The sequence below is a fragment of the Streptomyces sp. NPDC048521 genome, from assembly GCF_043199855.1.
In the GTDB taxonomy this organism is placed as follows: Bacteria; Actinomycetota; Actinomycetes; order Streptomycetales; family Streptomycetaceae; genus Streptomyces.
Genome location: NZ_JBICWR010000006.1, coordinates 402,677 through 415,502 on the forward strand (window position 1 = coordinate 402,677; position 12,826 = coordinate 415,502).

Sequence of the window (12,826 nt, forward strand, 5' to 3'; positions counted from 1 at the left end):
AGCCGGTGATTCAGTCGAGCACGCGTCCGAGGTAGGCGCGCAGCAGCGTCCGGGTCTCGCCGATGATCGCCTCGTCCCCCTGCGGGTCCGTCCGGAAGGCCAGCTGGACCAGGGCGTCGGCACTCTCCACGGCGACCAGGAAGACCCGGCGCAGATCCTCGTCGGGGGTGCGGCCGAGATAGCCGGAGAGCAGCTTGGTGAGCCGGTCGGCGACCCGGGTGTTGGGCTCGGTCTGGCGCGCGCCGACCGGGATCTGGTTGCCGAAGTCGACCAGGGAGAAGCCGGGCGCGGTGCGCTTCATGGCCAGGTACTCGTCCAGGACGGCGTCCATCGCGGCCCGCCAGTCGCCCGCGCCGGCTTCCTTCAGCCGGTCGGTGACGCGCTCGGTGTACCGCTCGAGGTTGCGCTGGGCGAGGGCGTCGGCCATCTGCCGCTTGTTGCCGAAGAACCGGTAGACGGAGCCGATGGGCACGCCGGCGCGCACGGCGACCGCACGGGTGCTCAGGGCGTCGTAGCCGACCTCGTCGAGGAGTTCGGCGCAGGCGTCGAGGATCCTGGTCAGCCGTTCGGCACTGCGCCGCTGGACGGGCGCGCGGCGGAGGGATGTCGCGTGGGGCACGGGCCTCATGATGCCTCTCCGCCGCGGTCCGGTGAACCTGGCCCGGCGGTACGGAGGGAAGCGGCCGTTGCGCTCACTCGCCGGCGCGGAGGGTCGCCGTCTCGGTCGACGGCTCGGCCGGCCCCGCCTGCGCGTCCGACACCGTGATGTCGGCGGTGCTCTGGACGGGCTCGCCGTGCACGGCCCACACCGTGCCGTCGTCGGCGTACAGGCGCGCGGTGACATGGTGGGTGCCGCGCGGGACGAGGCGGTCGGGCAGGTGGTACTCGGGGGTGCGCAGCCGGGCCACCCGGCGGCCGTCGACGAAGAGGTGGGCGAGCCCGCGCCCGGTGACCGCCGTCGGCTCGGCGCCGGGTGCGGAGCAGCGGAAGCGGTGGAAGGACAGCCGGACGTCCCAGCCGCCGCCGGAGTCCGGGGTCACCTCGACGCCGACCTCCGGCGCGTTCTTCCTGTCGACCTCGCGCAGATGGCGGCCGGTGTCGTCGGTGTCGTCCAGCACCTCGCCCACCGGAGAGGGCGAGAGCGTGCTCCCGCGCTCGTGCGCCTCGCCGGCCCCGCATCCCGCCACTGCGCACGGCAGCAGGACGCAGGCCGCGAGCGCGGCGAGAGATCTGCCCGTCCACGTCCACGACATGATCCGGAGCCTAGGACAAGGCTCCGGAGCCCGAATCCGCCTGAAGTCTGGTTCTCCTCGTCCCCCGGACGGAGTACGCGGGGCCCTCTTGCGCACCACCGCGGGCATTCCTACGGTGATGCATAGGAATCAGGACCGCAAGGGAGCGAGCATGAGCGCGGACGCGCGGAAGACCGCCGAGGGACTGTCGTATCTGACCGGGTTCGGCAATGAACACGCCTCGGAGGCGGTGCCCGGCGCCCTGCCCGAGGGCCGCAACGCGCCGCAGCGCGCTCCGCTCGGCCTGTACGCGGAGCAGCTGAGCGGTACGGCGTTCACCGAGCCGCGGGCGCACAACCGCCGTTCCTGGCTGTACCGCATCCGTCCGTCCGCCGCGCACCCGGCGTTCACCCGCACCGGCAACGGCGCCCTCCGTACGGCGCCGTTCACCGAGACGGTGCCCGACCCCAACCGGCTGCGCTGGAACCCGCTGCCCGAACCGCCGGCCGGCACGGACTTCCTGGCGGGCCTGTGGACCCTGGGCGGCAACGGCGACGCGACCCAGCGCACCGGCATGGCCGTGCATCTGTACCACGCCAACGCCTCGATGGAGCGGGTCTTCTCGGACGCCGACGGCGAGCTGCTGATCGTGCCGGAGCGCGGCGGGCTGCTGCTGCACACCGAGTTCGGCCGACTCCATGTGGAACCCGCCCATGTCGCACTGATTCCCCGTGGGGTGCGCTTCCGTGTGGAGCTGCTCGACACATCGGCCCGAGGTTATGTGTGCGAGAACTATGGAGCGCCCTTCCAGCTGCCCGACCTCGGGCCCATCGGCGCCAACGGTCTCGCCAACGCCCGGGACTTCCGCGCGCCGGTCGCCGCGTACGAGGAGGTCGAGGGCCCCGTGGAGGTGGTGAACAAGTTCTGCGGCAACCTCTGGACGGCGACCTACGACCACTCCCCCCTCGATGTGGTCGCCTGGCACGGCAACCATGTGCCGTACATCTACGATCTGCGCCGCTTCAATGTCATCGGCACCATCTCCTACGACCACCCCGACCCGTCCATCTTCACGGTCCTCACCTCCCCGTCGGACACCCCGGGCCTGGCCGGGGTCGACTTCGTGGTGTTCGCACCGCGCTGGCTGGTGGGCGAGGACACCTTCCGGCCGCCGTACTTCCACCGGAACGTGATGAGCGAGTACATGGGGCTCGTCGAGGGCGCCTACGACGCGAAGGCGGAGGGCTTCGTGCCCGGCGGCGGCTCGCTGCACAACATGATGTCGGCGCACGGCCCGGACCGGGAGACCTTCGACCGGGCGAGCGCGGCCGAGCTGCGGCCGCAGAAGGTCGACGACGGGCTGGCGTTCATGTTCGAGACCCGCTGGCCTGTGACGCTCACCCCGCACGCGGCCGGCGCGGACCATCTGCAGCGGCGCTACGACGACGTGTGGCAGGGCCTGGAGCGCCATTTCCGGGCGCGCTGACGGCTCCGTTGCACTGAACGGGCCCCGACAGGTACGGATAGCCGTGTGACCTCCTTCGCTCCGGATTCGATCGTCCTGAACCGCAAGCTGCCGCTGTGGTACCAGGTGTCGCAGTCGCTGCGCGCCTCGATACTCGGCCGCTCGCCGCAGGACCCGCTGCGCCTGCCCACCGAGGAGCAGCTGGCGGAGCACTACGGCGTCAGCGTGCTGACCATGCGGCAGGCGCTCAAGGAACTGGAGGACGAGGGGCTGATCAGCCGGCACCGGCGGCGCGGCACGTTCATCGAGCCCGGGGCGCGGCGCGGGGCTCCCGTGCGGCTGCTGGGCTCGGTGGACGCGATCGTGGCCCAGCAGTCCGGCATGACGAGCGAACTGCTGGGCCACGGCCGGGCGCCGGTGCCCGCCGGGATCGCCGAGTACTTCCCGGACCTCGCGGAGGTGGCCACGTACCACCGGCTGCGCAGCGACGAGAAGACCGGCGAGCCGACCAATCACGCCGTCAACCACGTACGCCCCGAACTCGCCGCCCGGATCGACCTGGAGGACCTGACCCGCTGGCCGATGACGAAGGTGCTGCGGGACATCGTCAAGGCGGACATCAGCCGCATCACGGACACCGTGGAGGCCCGGCTCGCGGACCCGGAGACCGCGCGGCTGCTCCAAGTCCCGCTGCTCAGCCCGATCCTGCACTACACGGGCGTGACGTACGACGCCGAGGGCCGGGTCCTGGACGTGGCGGTCATCCACTACCGGGGCGACCGCTTCTCGTTCACCGTCACGCTGGACGCGACCTGATACCGGGTACCGGTCAAGTCGTACGATGCCCTGCGTGACGCACGACGACGCTCCGCCGCTGGCGGACCTCATGCCGTGGTCCGTCGCACCGCTGCGGCCGGGCCGCGCCTGGCCGACGGCACCCGACCCGGCCTCCCTGAAGGCCCGCTGGGACGCCCTGCTGAAGGCCGAGGGGCCGGACCGGGAGGCCCTGTTCGAGCCGACCCGCGCCCGTACGCCGCACTCGGCCGTGGGCCAGCTGCCCGGCCAGTCCTCCGGCACACAGCGGCTCGCGCGCGCCGAGGGTCCCTGCGCGGAACCGGTACGGGTCCTGGCGGCGCCCTTCGACGAGCAGTGGCTCATCCCGGACCACCGGCTGATCGACGCGGCCCGCCCGGAGCTGTGGCGGGTGGCGGACGCGCACCAGGTGTTCACGGTGGAGTCGGGCGACGACGACACTCCGCTGCTGGCCACATCACTCCTGCCCACGCTGCGCACCGGCCGGGTCCGCCCGCTCTTCCGGCGCCCCGGCGGCACGGAACCGAACCTGCCTCCCGGCCTGCTCGATCACCTGTCCGCCCGCCTGGGCGACCGCCCGACGGCACCGGACGTACTGGCCTGGATCCTGGCGACGGTCCGCCCGGACCTCACCGTCCCGCTCACCGACGACCGGGACCTGTGGTCCTCCGGCGTGGAGGCGGGCCGCCGGCTGCTCTGGCTGATGCGCCGCGACGGCGAACGCCCCAAGCTGCCGGGCGGCCGCCGGCCCTACGTCCGCGCGCCCCTGCCCAGCCGTCCCGCGACCCTGCACTACGACCGGGACGAGGAGACCCTGCACCTCGACGAGGGCCGTATCTCCCCCGTCCCGCCGGAGGCCTGGGACTACGAGGTGGCCGGGGTCCGGGTGCTGGCGGCCTGGTTCACGGTCCGCACCACCTCGGCCGAGCCGGGCACCCTCGCCGCGATCCGCCCGGCGACCTGGCCGCAGCCCTGGACGTCGGAGCTGCTGGAGCTGATCACGGTCCTGGCCCTGCTGGCGGAAGTGCGGCCCCTGCGGGCCGGCTCGCCCGTGACGTCGACGGTCACGGCGAGCGACCTGCGGCACGCGGGCGTCCTTCCGGCACCGGGGCCGTCCCGCCGTCCCGCCTCCGTGCTGGACCACCACGAGGAAGGCCCCGACGGTCAGTTCGCGCTGCTCTGACGGCGACGCAGGGCGGCCTCCGGGCGGGTGATGTCCTCGGCGTCCTTGGCACGGCGCGACCGGCCGCACACGACCCGCACGCGCCGTACCTGCCCCCTCAACGCGGCGCGAACGCGTCGAGCACCCGCTCCAGCGCCCGCTCGAACACCGCCTCCAGGTCGATCGGCCCGGCGTCCTCCATGAACGCCGCCGCCATCCTCGGATAGGCGCCGGAGGCGATCTGGCTGCCCAGGTAGGCGATGCGCACCGCGTTCTCCTCGTCCTCCGACCACGGCAGGGCCCGTACCCGCTCCGCGGTGTCGAGTTCGTTGCGGACGTAGGTGGTCACCATGCCGTTCAGCATGGCGATCAGCTCCAGCTTGGTCCCGTACGGCACTTCCAAGGGGTCCAGGCAGGCCAGGCAGTGCTCCAGATAGCGCAGGGCGTGCGGGCTGAAGCCGTACACCGGGGACATCAGCCGCGGCATCCACGGGTGCCGGCGCATCAGCGCACGCGTCTCCCGGGCCACCCGGAGCATGTCGGCCCGCCAGTCGCCGCTCGGCTCCCACGGGACGTGCTCCGCGCTGATCGCGTCGACCATCAGCTCGTACAGGTCCTCCTTGCGGGGGACGTAGTTGTACAGCGACATGGTGCCGCAGCCCAGCTCGGCCGCGACGTGCCGCATGGACACCGCGTCGAGCCCCTGCGCGTCGGCGATCCGGACGGCGGCGGCCGCGATGTCGTCGCGCGTGTACGCCGGCTTCGGACCCCGGCCGGTGCGCTCGGGGCGCGCCCAGATCACCTCGGGGACGGCCCCTCGGACTGCCATCGGTCATCACCTCGGCCACCATCCTAGTTACGTACAGCGTACGTAATGCGCTATGGTCGCCCCATGGCTACTACGTACGCTGTACTTAGTGAAGGTCTGGAGAAGCGCTTCGGTGCCGTGCACGGCCTGCGGGGGCTGGATCTGGCCGTCGCCGAGGGCACGGTCTGCGGGCTGCTGGGACCGAACGGGGCGGGGAAGACGACGGCGGTGCGGCTGCTGACCACGCTGCTGCGTCCGGACGGGGGCTCGGCGCGGATCGCCGGGCACGATCTCGTGCGGGAGGCGGCGGCCGTGCGGCGCCGGATCGGCGTCACCGGCCAGTACGCCTCGGTCGACGGGGACCTCACCGGCCGGGAGAACCTGCGGTTGTTCGCCCGGCTGCACCGGGTGCGCGGGCCGGCCGCCCGGGCCGACGAACTGCTGGAGCGGTTCGGGCTGACCGAGGCCGCGGACCGGAAGGCCGCGGCCTACTCGGGCGGCATGCGGCGCCGGCTCGACCTCGCCGCGAGCCTGATCCGCCGCCCCGACGTGCTCTTCCTCGACGAGCCGACCACCGGACTCGACCCGGCCAGCCGCACCCGCATCCGGCAGGCGGTGCGCGAGCTGAAGGCGGACGGCACGACGGTGCTGCTGACCACGCAGTACCTGGAGGAGGCGGATCAACTCGCCGACGACATCGCCCTGGTGGACCGGGGAAGGGTCGCCCACACCGGCTCGCCCGCCGCGCTCAAGGCGCTCATCGGGTCGTACGTGGAGGTGGTGGTCGCGGACACCGGGGCGCTGTCGAAGGCGGCGGCCGTACTCGATCGGCTCACCGGCCGCGAGCCCGCTCTCGACCGCGAGCGGAACACGGTGGGCGCGGTCACCACGGACCCCGGCCTGACCCTCCCGCGCCTGGTGCGCGAACTCGACGCGGCGGGCGTGCCGCTGCTGGACGCGAGCATCCGGCCGCCCACCCTCGACGACGTCTTCCTGCGGCTCACCGGGGAGTCCGCCGACAGCAAGGAGCTCGCCGCATGATCGCGTCGGCGTACGACGGAATCGCGATGACGGGCCGGCAGCTGCGCCGGGTCCGCAACAACCCGGGCCTGGCGGTCCTGACCCAGATGATGCCGGTCAACATGCTGCTGTTCTTCGGCTATGTCTTCGGCAGCGCGCTGGCGATGCCCGGCCGCGAGTACCGCTCCTTCCTCGTGCCGGGACTGCTCGTCGCGACGGCCGCCGGCGGGCTGATGACCGGTATGTTCCAGGCCGCCCAGGACACCCACCGCGGCGTGATGGACCGGTTCCGCACGATGCCGGTGAGCCGGGCCGCCGTACCGCTCGGGCAGGCCGTGGCGGACCTCGTCGTCACGACCGTCGGCACCGTGCCGTTGCTGCTGGTCGGGCTCGCGGTGGGCTGGCGGATCGAAGGGTCCGCGCTCGGGGCCGCCGGAGCCGTGGCGCTGCTGCTGCTCTTCCGGTTCGCCTGCACCTGCGCCGGGATCTTCCTCGGGCTGCTCACCCGCAGCGAGGACGCCGCCGGACAGCTCGGCGCCTCCTCCTTCGTGCTGCCGCTGCTGTCCGACGCGTACATCCCGACGGACAACCTGCCGGGCTGGCTGCGCACGCTCGCCGAGTGGAACCCGATCAGCGCCGTGACGACCGCCCTGCGGGACCTGTTCGGCAACGCGCCCGTCCCGGAGGGCGCCGCCTGGCCGGTGGCCCACCCCGTCGCCGGGTCGCTCGCCTGGAGCCTCGCCCTGGCCGCGGTGTTCCTGCCGCTCGCCGTGCGCCGGTACGCCTGCGGGGAGCGGTGACCGGCTACTGACAAACCCGCCGGTCACGGGACATGATCCAGCCCATGGACCATCTGCCCCTGCCCCTGGAGGGCATCACCGTCGTCGCCGTCGAACAGGCCGTGTCCGCGCCCTTCGCGACCCGGCAGCTCGCCGACCTGGGCGCCCGGGTCATCAAGGTGGAGCGGGTCGACGGCGGCGACTTCGCGCGCGGCTACGACACCGCCGCCCGCGGACTCGCCTCGCACTTCGTGTGGTGCAACCGCGGCAAGGAGTCCCTCGCCCTGGACCTGAAGGACCCGCGCGGCCTGGACGTCGTACGGCGGCTGATCGCGGACGCGGACGTGTTCGTGCAGAACCTGGCGAACGGGGCCGCCGCCCGGCTCGGACTGGACGCGGCCACGCTGTGCGCGGCGCACCCGCGGCTGATCGCCGTGGACATCTCGGGCTACGGCGGCTCGGGCCCGTACGCGGACAAGCGGGCGTACGACATGCTCGTGCAGTGCGAGGCGGGGCTGGTGTCGGTGACGGGAACGCCCGAGCAGCCCGTCAAGGCGGGGGTTCCGGCGGCGGACATCGCGGCGGCCATGTACGCGTTCTCGGGTGTACTGGCGGCCCTCGTGCGGCGCGGGACGACCGGGCGGGGCGGCCCGGTGGAGGTGTCCATGCTGGAGGCACTCGCCGAGTGGATGGGGCATCCGCTGCACCATGCGATGCACGGGGGTGAGCCCCCGGCGCGCACCGGGCTCGCGCACGCCGTCATCGCACCGTACGACGCCTACGCGACGGCGGACGGCGGGCGGGTGCTGCTGTCGGTGCAGAACGACCGGGAGTGGCGGCGGCTGGCCGAACAGGTCATAGGGCATCCCGCACTGGGGACGGATCCGGCATACGCGACGAACGCGGCACGGGTGGCACACCGGGAGCGGACCGACGAGCTGGTCGCGGGTGCGCTGGGGGTGCTGGACACCGAGGAGGCGCTGGCCCGGCTGGAGAAGGCGGGTATCGCCTGTGCGCGGCTGAGGGATCTGCACGAGCTGGCGGCGCATCCGCAGCTGGCGGCCCGGGAGCGGTGGCGTGAGGTGGGGTCGCCGGCCGGACCGCTGAAGGCGCTACTGCCTCCCATCACTCTGCCGGGCGGGGACGAGGCGCGGATGGGCGACGTGCCCGCGCTCGGGCAGCACACCGAGGCGCTGCTGCGTGCCGTGGGGATGACGGACGACGGGATCGCAGCGCTGCGCCGTGACGGTGTGGTGGCCTGAGCACGGGCACCCCGGACAGGGCTCCGGGGGCACCGATCGCTCGGTGACGGTGGCCGGTGAAGGTGCTCGGTGACCGCTGGATGAGCGGGTGAGTGCTCAGTGGCCGCCGAACAGCGAGCGGCGCAGTCGGCGCAGCGGCGCGAAGAGCGAGACACGGCTGACCCGCGCGCCCCGGTCGCTGCGCTCGTGCACCGAGTCACGCGCCGTCAGCTCACGCATCAGCGAGGTCGCCTCGATCGTCTCCCGCTGCGGTATGGCGGGGCCCGCCAGTACCGACAGATGGCGGTCGAGGCGCGAACTGGTCGCGCTGCTCCCGCAGGTGATCGCAGGGACCCTGGCCCTGCTGCGCACTGTTATCTGCTCCATGTCACTCCCCACCCGTACGAGTCCACCCGGCCCGGGCAGGGTAACCCTATCGCCCCAGTGGGGCACGCGTGTATCTCGGCCACAGGATTCACCTTCCCCGTAAGGCGGTTGACCATCCGTCGATGACTACTCTCCGAATCCGACCGATTTCAGGGTGAGTTGGACAATGGGCTGGCTGGTGGGTCGGTCTGATCCGCCGTCGGGCTCGACGGTTACGGCGAGTGACGTCGAGGACTTCTCGAGGCCCTTGGCGACCAAGGGCGTGTCGCCCGTGAGAAGCCCCAGGGAGCGCGGTTGCACACCGGGGCGCATGAGCCACAGCTGGTGCACGCGCCCGCCGGGCGGGGTGCCGTATCCGCTGAGGGTGACGACGGCTTCCCCCTCCGACGCGGAAGCGATCACTCCGATACTGCGGCCGTGCGCGTCCTCGCTGTTCGTGGCGCGGGCGTCGGACGCGGCGAGAACGTGGGCGATCTCACGTGCCCGGGTCTGCTCCGCGTCGAGCCGGTCCTCGGTGCGGTTCGCCTGGACCGCGAAGAGGGAGGCGACGACGAGGGCCGCCGCGGCGGTGGCCGTGGCGAACGGCACGAACAGGGGGCGCGTCCGGGGCGTACGGGTGCGTCCCGGCGGGGGCTGGGCGCCCCAGACATGCGGCGGCAGCTGGGGCGGTCGCTCCCGGGCCGGCACCTGCTCCTGCGGGGTGGTCCGGACGGCGGCCAGCACCCGGTCGCGCAGGGCGGCGGGCGCGGGGGCCGCCGTGGACCAGGCGAGACGCACCGCGTCCTCCGCCAGGGCCCGCACCTCGGCAGCGCAGCGGTCGCAGTCCCGCAGGTGCTTCTCGAAACGACGCCGCTCGCCCGGTTCGAGCGCGTCGAGCGCGTAGGGCGCGGCGAGGGAGTGCAGGTCCTCGCGGCGCAGCAGCTTGCCGAGGATGCTCATGCGGCACCTCCCAGGCACTCGCGCAGCCGGGTGAGTCCGTCGCGCATCCGCGTCTTGACCGTACCGAGCGGCAGCGACAGCCGCTCGGCCACCTCACGGTAGGTGTAGCCGTCGTAGTAGGCGAGCGTCACCGACTGGCGTTGCAGCGCCGTGAGCCGGTTCAGGCAGCGGCGCACCCACTCACGTTCCAGGCCCGCCTCCACCTCCTCGGCGACCTGGTCGAACGCGGGTTCCCCGGCTCGCAGCGCCTCCCGCTGCTCGCGTTCGCCGGCCGCGCGGGCGCTGCGCACCCGGTCGACGGCGCGGCGGTGGGCGAGGGTGAGGATCCAGGACAGGGCGCTGCCCCGGCCGGGGTCGAACCGGGCGGCGGAGCGCCACAGTTCGAGCAGCACCTCCTGGGCGACCTCCTCGGACTGGGCGGGGTCGCGCACCACCCGTCGGACGAGCCCGTACACCGGCCCGGACACCAGCCTGTACAGCTCCTCGAACGCCCGCTGGTCGCCGCCCGCCACGAGCACCAGCAGCTCGTCGGCCGCCATCCGGGCCCCCTCTCCCCGGCCGCAGCCGGCCCTTCCCCGCGCACCGCGCATCCGCACCGCACACACCTCCCCGAGGGGTTACGGATCCGCGGGCCGAAAACGCGGGTCGCGGGCCATGAAAAGTTTTTTCTCCGTCGGACCAAACCGATCTGTGGCTCCGCTCCGTATACCCGTCCGTCAAAGGCAAGTCGGCACTGAGGACGGACGGCATGACACCTGTTATCTCCAGGAGCGGTGCGGGGCGCTCGGGCCTGGTCGCGCTCATCTGCGGGGCACTGGCCGCCGGAGGGCTCGCAGCCGCCGGCGTCACCACGCTGGCACCCGGGGAGGCCTCCGCCTCCTCCCACCGGGAGGCCCCGCTGATCTCGGGCACCCCGCAGTACGACAACACGGACCTCTACGCGTTCGTCAGCCCGGACAAGCCCGACACGACGACGATCGTGGCCAACTGGATCCCCTTCGAGGAACCGGCGGGCGGACCGAACTTCTACACGTTCGCGGACGACGCCCAGTACGACCTCCACGTCGACAACAACGGTGACGCTCAGGGCGAGTTGGTGTTCCGCTACACCTTCAAGACGGCCACGAAGAACGGCGACACGTTCCTGTACAACACGGGCCCGGTCACCAACCTGGCCGACCCGGACCTCAACGTCACGCAGACCTACGACCTCGAGCTCATCCGGCTGAAGAACGGACACGAGGCGTCGCGGACCAAGCTCGCGGACGACGTGCCGGTGGCGCCGTCGAACGTCGGCAAGGCGTCCATGCCGGACTACGGCAAGCTGCGCCGGCAGGCCGTCTACAAGACGGCCGGCGGCACCACGACCTTCGCCGGGCAGGCCGACGATCCGTTCTTCCTGGACCTGCGCGTCTTCGACCTGCTGTACGGGGGGAACCTCAGCGAGGTCGGCCGGGACACCCTCAAGGGCTACAACGTCAACACGATCGCCCTCCAGGTGCCCAACGACCTGATCCGCGAGTCCTCCCACCAGCCCGTCGTCGGCATCTGGTCCACCACCCAGCGCCGCAACGCGCAGGGCTACTACGCGCAGGTGTCGCGCCTCGGCAACCCGCTGGTCAACGAGGTCGTCAACCCGCAGAAGGACAAGGACAGGTTCAACGCGTCGCAGCCGGCGTACGACGCGCAGTTCCTGAAGAACGTCACCGAGCCCGAGCTGCCGAAGCTCATCGAGTCCATCTACAAGATCAAGGCGCCCGCCGAGCCGCGCAACGACCTCGTCGACGTGTTCCTCAAGGGCGTCAAGGGCCTCAACCAGCCGCCGAACGTGAAGCCTTCGGAGCAGCTGCGGCTGAACACCTCCGTCAAGCCGAGCATGCACCCCAAGCGGCTGGGCGTGCTGGACGGCGACAACGCCGGCTTCCCGAACGGGCGCCGGCTCACCGACGACGTGATCGACGAGGCGCTGCAGGTCGTCGAGGGCGAACTGGTCGGCTCCAAGAACGACCTGGGGGACGCGGTCGACAAGAACGACAAGGAGTTCGAGAAGTACTTCCCCTACGTCGCCGAGCCCACGGCCGGCTCACGCGGGCGGCTCGCCAAGGGGACGACCGCGGGTACGGACGTGCGCAGCCAGCTCGGTGACGCCCTGCGGCCGGCCGGCTCCGCCTCGGGCGGCTCGGACGACACCGTACTGATCGCCGCCTCTGCGGCCTCCGGCGCGGCCGGGATCCTGCTGATCGGGACCGCCTTCGCGTGGTGGCGCCGGCGCATGCAGCGCCCGTACTGACCCCCGCGTCCCACCGAGACCGGCGCGGCCCGTACTCCCCTCCCCCACGGCGGGCCGCGCCTTCCCCCTTCGACATCACCAGGCGACCGAGGAGAGGGCATGTCCCCGCGTACGAATGACGACGAGACCGGCGAGCGGCGGGTGAACAGCCCGCAGCGGCACACGACCGGGGCGCCGGCCACACCGGCCCCCACGGCTACGACCTCGCCCCCGGGCGACGTCACGCCCCCCGCCGAACCCGCGACGACATCCCCGCCCCGCGACACCGACGACCACACACCCTCCCACCCGGACGAACGCGCAACCCCCGGCCCGGACCAGGGTGACCCCTACCGCACCGACGACCACACCACCTCCCGCCCGGACGAACGCACGGCCACCGACCCGGACGAACGCGCAACCCCCGGCCCGGACAAGGGGGACCCTTCCGACGCCAACGACAGAGCGGCCTCCCACCCGGACGAGGGTGCCCCTTCCGGCGCCGGCGACCGCGCGCCTTGCCACCCGGACGAGGGTGCCCCTTCCGGCGCCGGCGACCGCGCGCCTTGCCGCCCGGACGAAGGCGTGGCCACCCGCTCCGAGGACCGCGCAGCGCCCGGCCCGGACAAGGGGGACCCTTCCGACGCCAACGACAGAGCGGCCTCCCACCCGGACGAGGGTGCCCCTTCCGGCGCCGGCGACCGCGCGCCC

The 12,826-nt window shown here is 72.6% G+C and carries 13 protein-coding genes and 1 pseudogene; 8 read left to right on the plus strand and 6 right to left on the minus strand.

Features of this window, described 5'->3' with window-relative positions:
* Positions 1-10: 10 nt before the first annotated feature.
* Positions 11-628 (minus strand): TetR family transcriptional regulator, encoded by a 618-nt coding sequence (locus ACGFRF_RS17710; protein ID WP_393740774.1) that lies wholly within the window; start codon positions 626-628, stop codon positions 11-13.
* Between the two features lie 64 nt (positions 629-692).
* Positions 693-1,253 (minus strand): hypothetical protein, encoded by a 561-nt coding sequence (locus tag ACGFRF_RS17715; protein ID WP_393740776.1) that lies wholly within the window; start codon positions 1,251-1,253, stop codon positions 693-695.
* A gap of 151 nt (positions 1,254-1,404) precedes the next feature.
* Between ACGFRF_RS17715 and hmgA the strand changes: the two genes are divergently transcribed.
* The 3 genes from hmgA to ACGFRF_RS17730 are packed head-to-tail and all read left to right on the plus strand — an operon-like array spanning position 1,405 to position 4,693.
* Positions 1,405-2,718: a homogentisate 1,2-dioxygenase gene (gene hmgA, locus ACGFRF_RS17720; protein ID WP_393740778.1), complete on the plus strand. Its 1,314-nt coding sequence runs from the start codon at positions 1,405-1,407 to the stop codon at positions 2,716-2,718.
* A 45-nt stretch (positions 2,719-2,763) separates the two neighbouring features.
* Complete coding sequence (locus ACGFRF_RS17725; protein ID WP_393740780.1) at positions 2,764-3,513, plus strand: GntR family transcriptional regulator; 750 nt, start codon at positions 2,764-2,766, stop codon at positions 3,511-3,513.
* Positions 3,514-3,538: 25 nt separating this feature from the next.
* Positions 3,539-4,693, plus strand: coding sequence for a type ISP restriction/modification enzyme (locus ACGFRF_RS17730; RefSeq protein WP_393740782.1), 1,155 nt, complete (start codon positions 3,539-3,541; stop codon positions 4,691-4,693).
* A gap of 97 nt (positions 4,694-4,790) precedes the next feature.
* On the opposite strand, the gene ACGFRF_RS17735 is transcribed toward ACGFRF_RS17730, so the two are convergent.
* The gene (locus tag ACGFRF_RS17735; protein WP_393740784.1) at positions 4,791-5,501 is read right to left on the minus strand and encodes a TetR/AcrR family transcriptional regulator C-terminal domain-containing protein; all 711 of its coding nucleotides are present in this window, start codon (positions 5,499-5,501) and stop codon (positions 4,791-4,793) included.
* A 63-nt stretch (positions 5,502-5,564) separates the two neighbouring features.
* On the opposite strand from ACGFRF_RS17735, the gene ACGFRF_RS17740 reads away from it, so the two are divergent.
* The 3 genes from ACGFRF_RS17740 to ACGFRF_RS17750 are packed head-to-tail and all read left to right on the plus strand — an operon-like array spanning position 5,565 to position 8,541.
* Complete coding sequence (locus tag ACGFRF_RS17740) at positions 5,565-6,521, plus strand: ATP-binding cassette domain-containing protein (RefSeq protein WP_393740786.1); 957 nt, start codon at positions 5,565-5,567, stop codon at positions 6,519-6,521.
* Complete coding sequence (locus ACGFRF_RS17745; protein ID WP_393740788.1) at positions 6,518-7,300, plus strand: ABC transporter permease; 783 nt, start codon at positions 6,518-6,520, stop codon at positions 7,298-7,300. The genes ACGFRF_RS17740 and ACGFRF_RS17745 overlap by 4 nt, the downstream gene beginning before the upstream one ends.
* Positions 7,301-7,344: 44 nt before the next feature.
* Positions 7,345-8,541: a CaiB/BaiF CoA transferase family protein gene (locus tag ACGFRF_RS17750; RefSeq protein WP_393740790.1), complete on the plus strand. Its 1,197-nt coding sequence runs from the start codon at positions 7,345-7,347 to the stop codon at positions 8,539-8,541.
* A gap of 96 nt (positions 8,542-8,637) precedes the next feature.
* Here ACGFRF_RS17750 and ACGFRF_RS17755 read toward each other — a convergent pair whose 3' ends face one another.
* The 3 genes from ACGFRF_RS17755 to ACGFRF_RS17765 form a co-directional block, all read right to left on the minus strand.
* The gene (locus tag ACGFRF_RS17755) at positions 8,638-8,907 is read right to left on the minus strand and encodes a hypothetical protein (protein ID WP_393740792.1); all 270 of its coding nucleotides are present in this window, start codon (positions 8,905-8,907) and stop codon (positions 8,638-8,640) included.
* 126 nt (positions 8,908-9,033) lie between these two features.
* On the minus strand, positions 9,034-9,846 hold the full coding sequence (locus ACGFRF_RS17760) for an anti-sigma factor domain-containing protein (RefSeq protein WP_393740794.1): 813 nt from the start codon (positions 9,844-9,846) through the stop codon (positions 9,034-9,036).
* On the minus strand, positions 9,843-10,385 hold the full coding sequence (locus ACGFRF_RS17765) for a sigma-70 family RNA polymerase sigma factor (protein WP_393740796.1): 543 nt from the start codon (positions 10,383-10,385) through the stop codon (positions 9,843-9,845). The genes ACGFRF_RS17760 and ACGFRF_RS17765 overlap by 4 nt, the downstream gene beginning before the upstream one ends.
* Before the next feature lie 209 nt (positions 10,386-10,594).
* Here ACGFRF_RS17765 and ACGFRF_RS17770 point away from each other — a divergent pair, with 209 nt between their 5' ends.
* Together ACGFRF_RS17770 and ACGFRF_RS17775 are read left to right on the plus strand one after the other, a co-directional pair.
* Positions 10,595-12,136, plus strand: a complete 1,542-nt coding sequence (locus ACGFRF_RS17770) for a DUF4331 domain-containing protein (RefSeq protein ID WP_393740798.1) — start codon at positions 10,595-10,597, stop codon at positions 12,134-12,136.
* 99 nt (positions 12,137-12,235) lie between these two features.
* Positions 12,236-12,826: pseudogene (locus ACGFRF_RS17775) on the plus strand (hypothetical protein); the annotation flags it as partial.

Bases quoted from the DNA above. Each gene is read 5' to 3' on its own strand.
- ACGFRF_RS17710 (WP_393740774.1), bottom strand. From the start codon at position 628: ATGAGGCCCGTGCCCCACGCGACATCCCTCCGCCGCGCGCCCGTCCAG.
- ACGFRF_RS17715 (WP_393740776.1), bottom strand. From the start codon at position 1,253: ATGTCGTGGACGTGGACGGGCAGATCTCTCGCCGCGCTCGCGGCCTGC.
- hmgA (WP_393740778.1), top strand. From the start codon at position 1,405: ATGAGCGCGGACGCGCGGAAGACCGCCGAGGGACTGTCGTATCTGACC.
- ACGFRF_RS17730 (WP_393740782.1), top strand. From the start codon at position 3,539: ATGCCCTGCGTGACGCACGACGACGCTCCGCCGCTGGCGGACCTCATG.
- ACGFRF_RS17735 (WP_393740784.1), bottom strand. From the start codon at position 5,501: ATGGCAGTCCGAGGGGCCGTCCCCGAGGTGATCTGGGCGCGCCCCGAG.
- ACGFRF_RS17740 (WP_393740786.1), top strand. From the start codon at position 5,565: ATGGCTACTACGTACGCTGTACTTAGTGAAGGTCTGGAGAAGCGCTTC.
- ACGFRF_RS17745 (WP_393740788.1), top strand. From the start codon at position 6,518: ATGATCGCGTCGGCGTACGACGGAATCGCGATGACGGGCCGGCAGCTG.
- ACGFRF_RS17750 (WP_393740790.1), top strand. From the start codon at position 7,345: ATGGACCATCTGCCCCTGCCCCTGGAGGGCATCACCGTCGTCGCCGTC.
- ACGFRF_RS17755 (WP_393740792.1), bottom strand. From the start codon at position 8,907: ATGGAGCAGATAACAGTGCGCAGCAGGGCCAGGGTCCCTGCGATCACC.
- ACGFRF_RS17760 (WP_393740794.1), bottom strand. From the start codon at position 9,846: ATGAGCATCCTCGGCAAGCTGCTGCGCCGCGAGGACCTGCACTCCCTC.
- ACGFRF_RS17765 (WP_393740796.1), bottom strand. From the start codon at position 10,385: ATGGCGGCCGACGAGCTGCTGGTGCTCGTGGCGGGCGGCGACCAGCGG.
- ACGFRF_RS17770 (WP_393740798.1), top strand. From the start codon at position 10,595: ATGACACCTGTTATCTCCAGGAGCGGTGCGGGGCGCTCGGGCCTGGTC.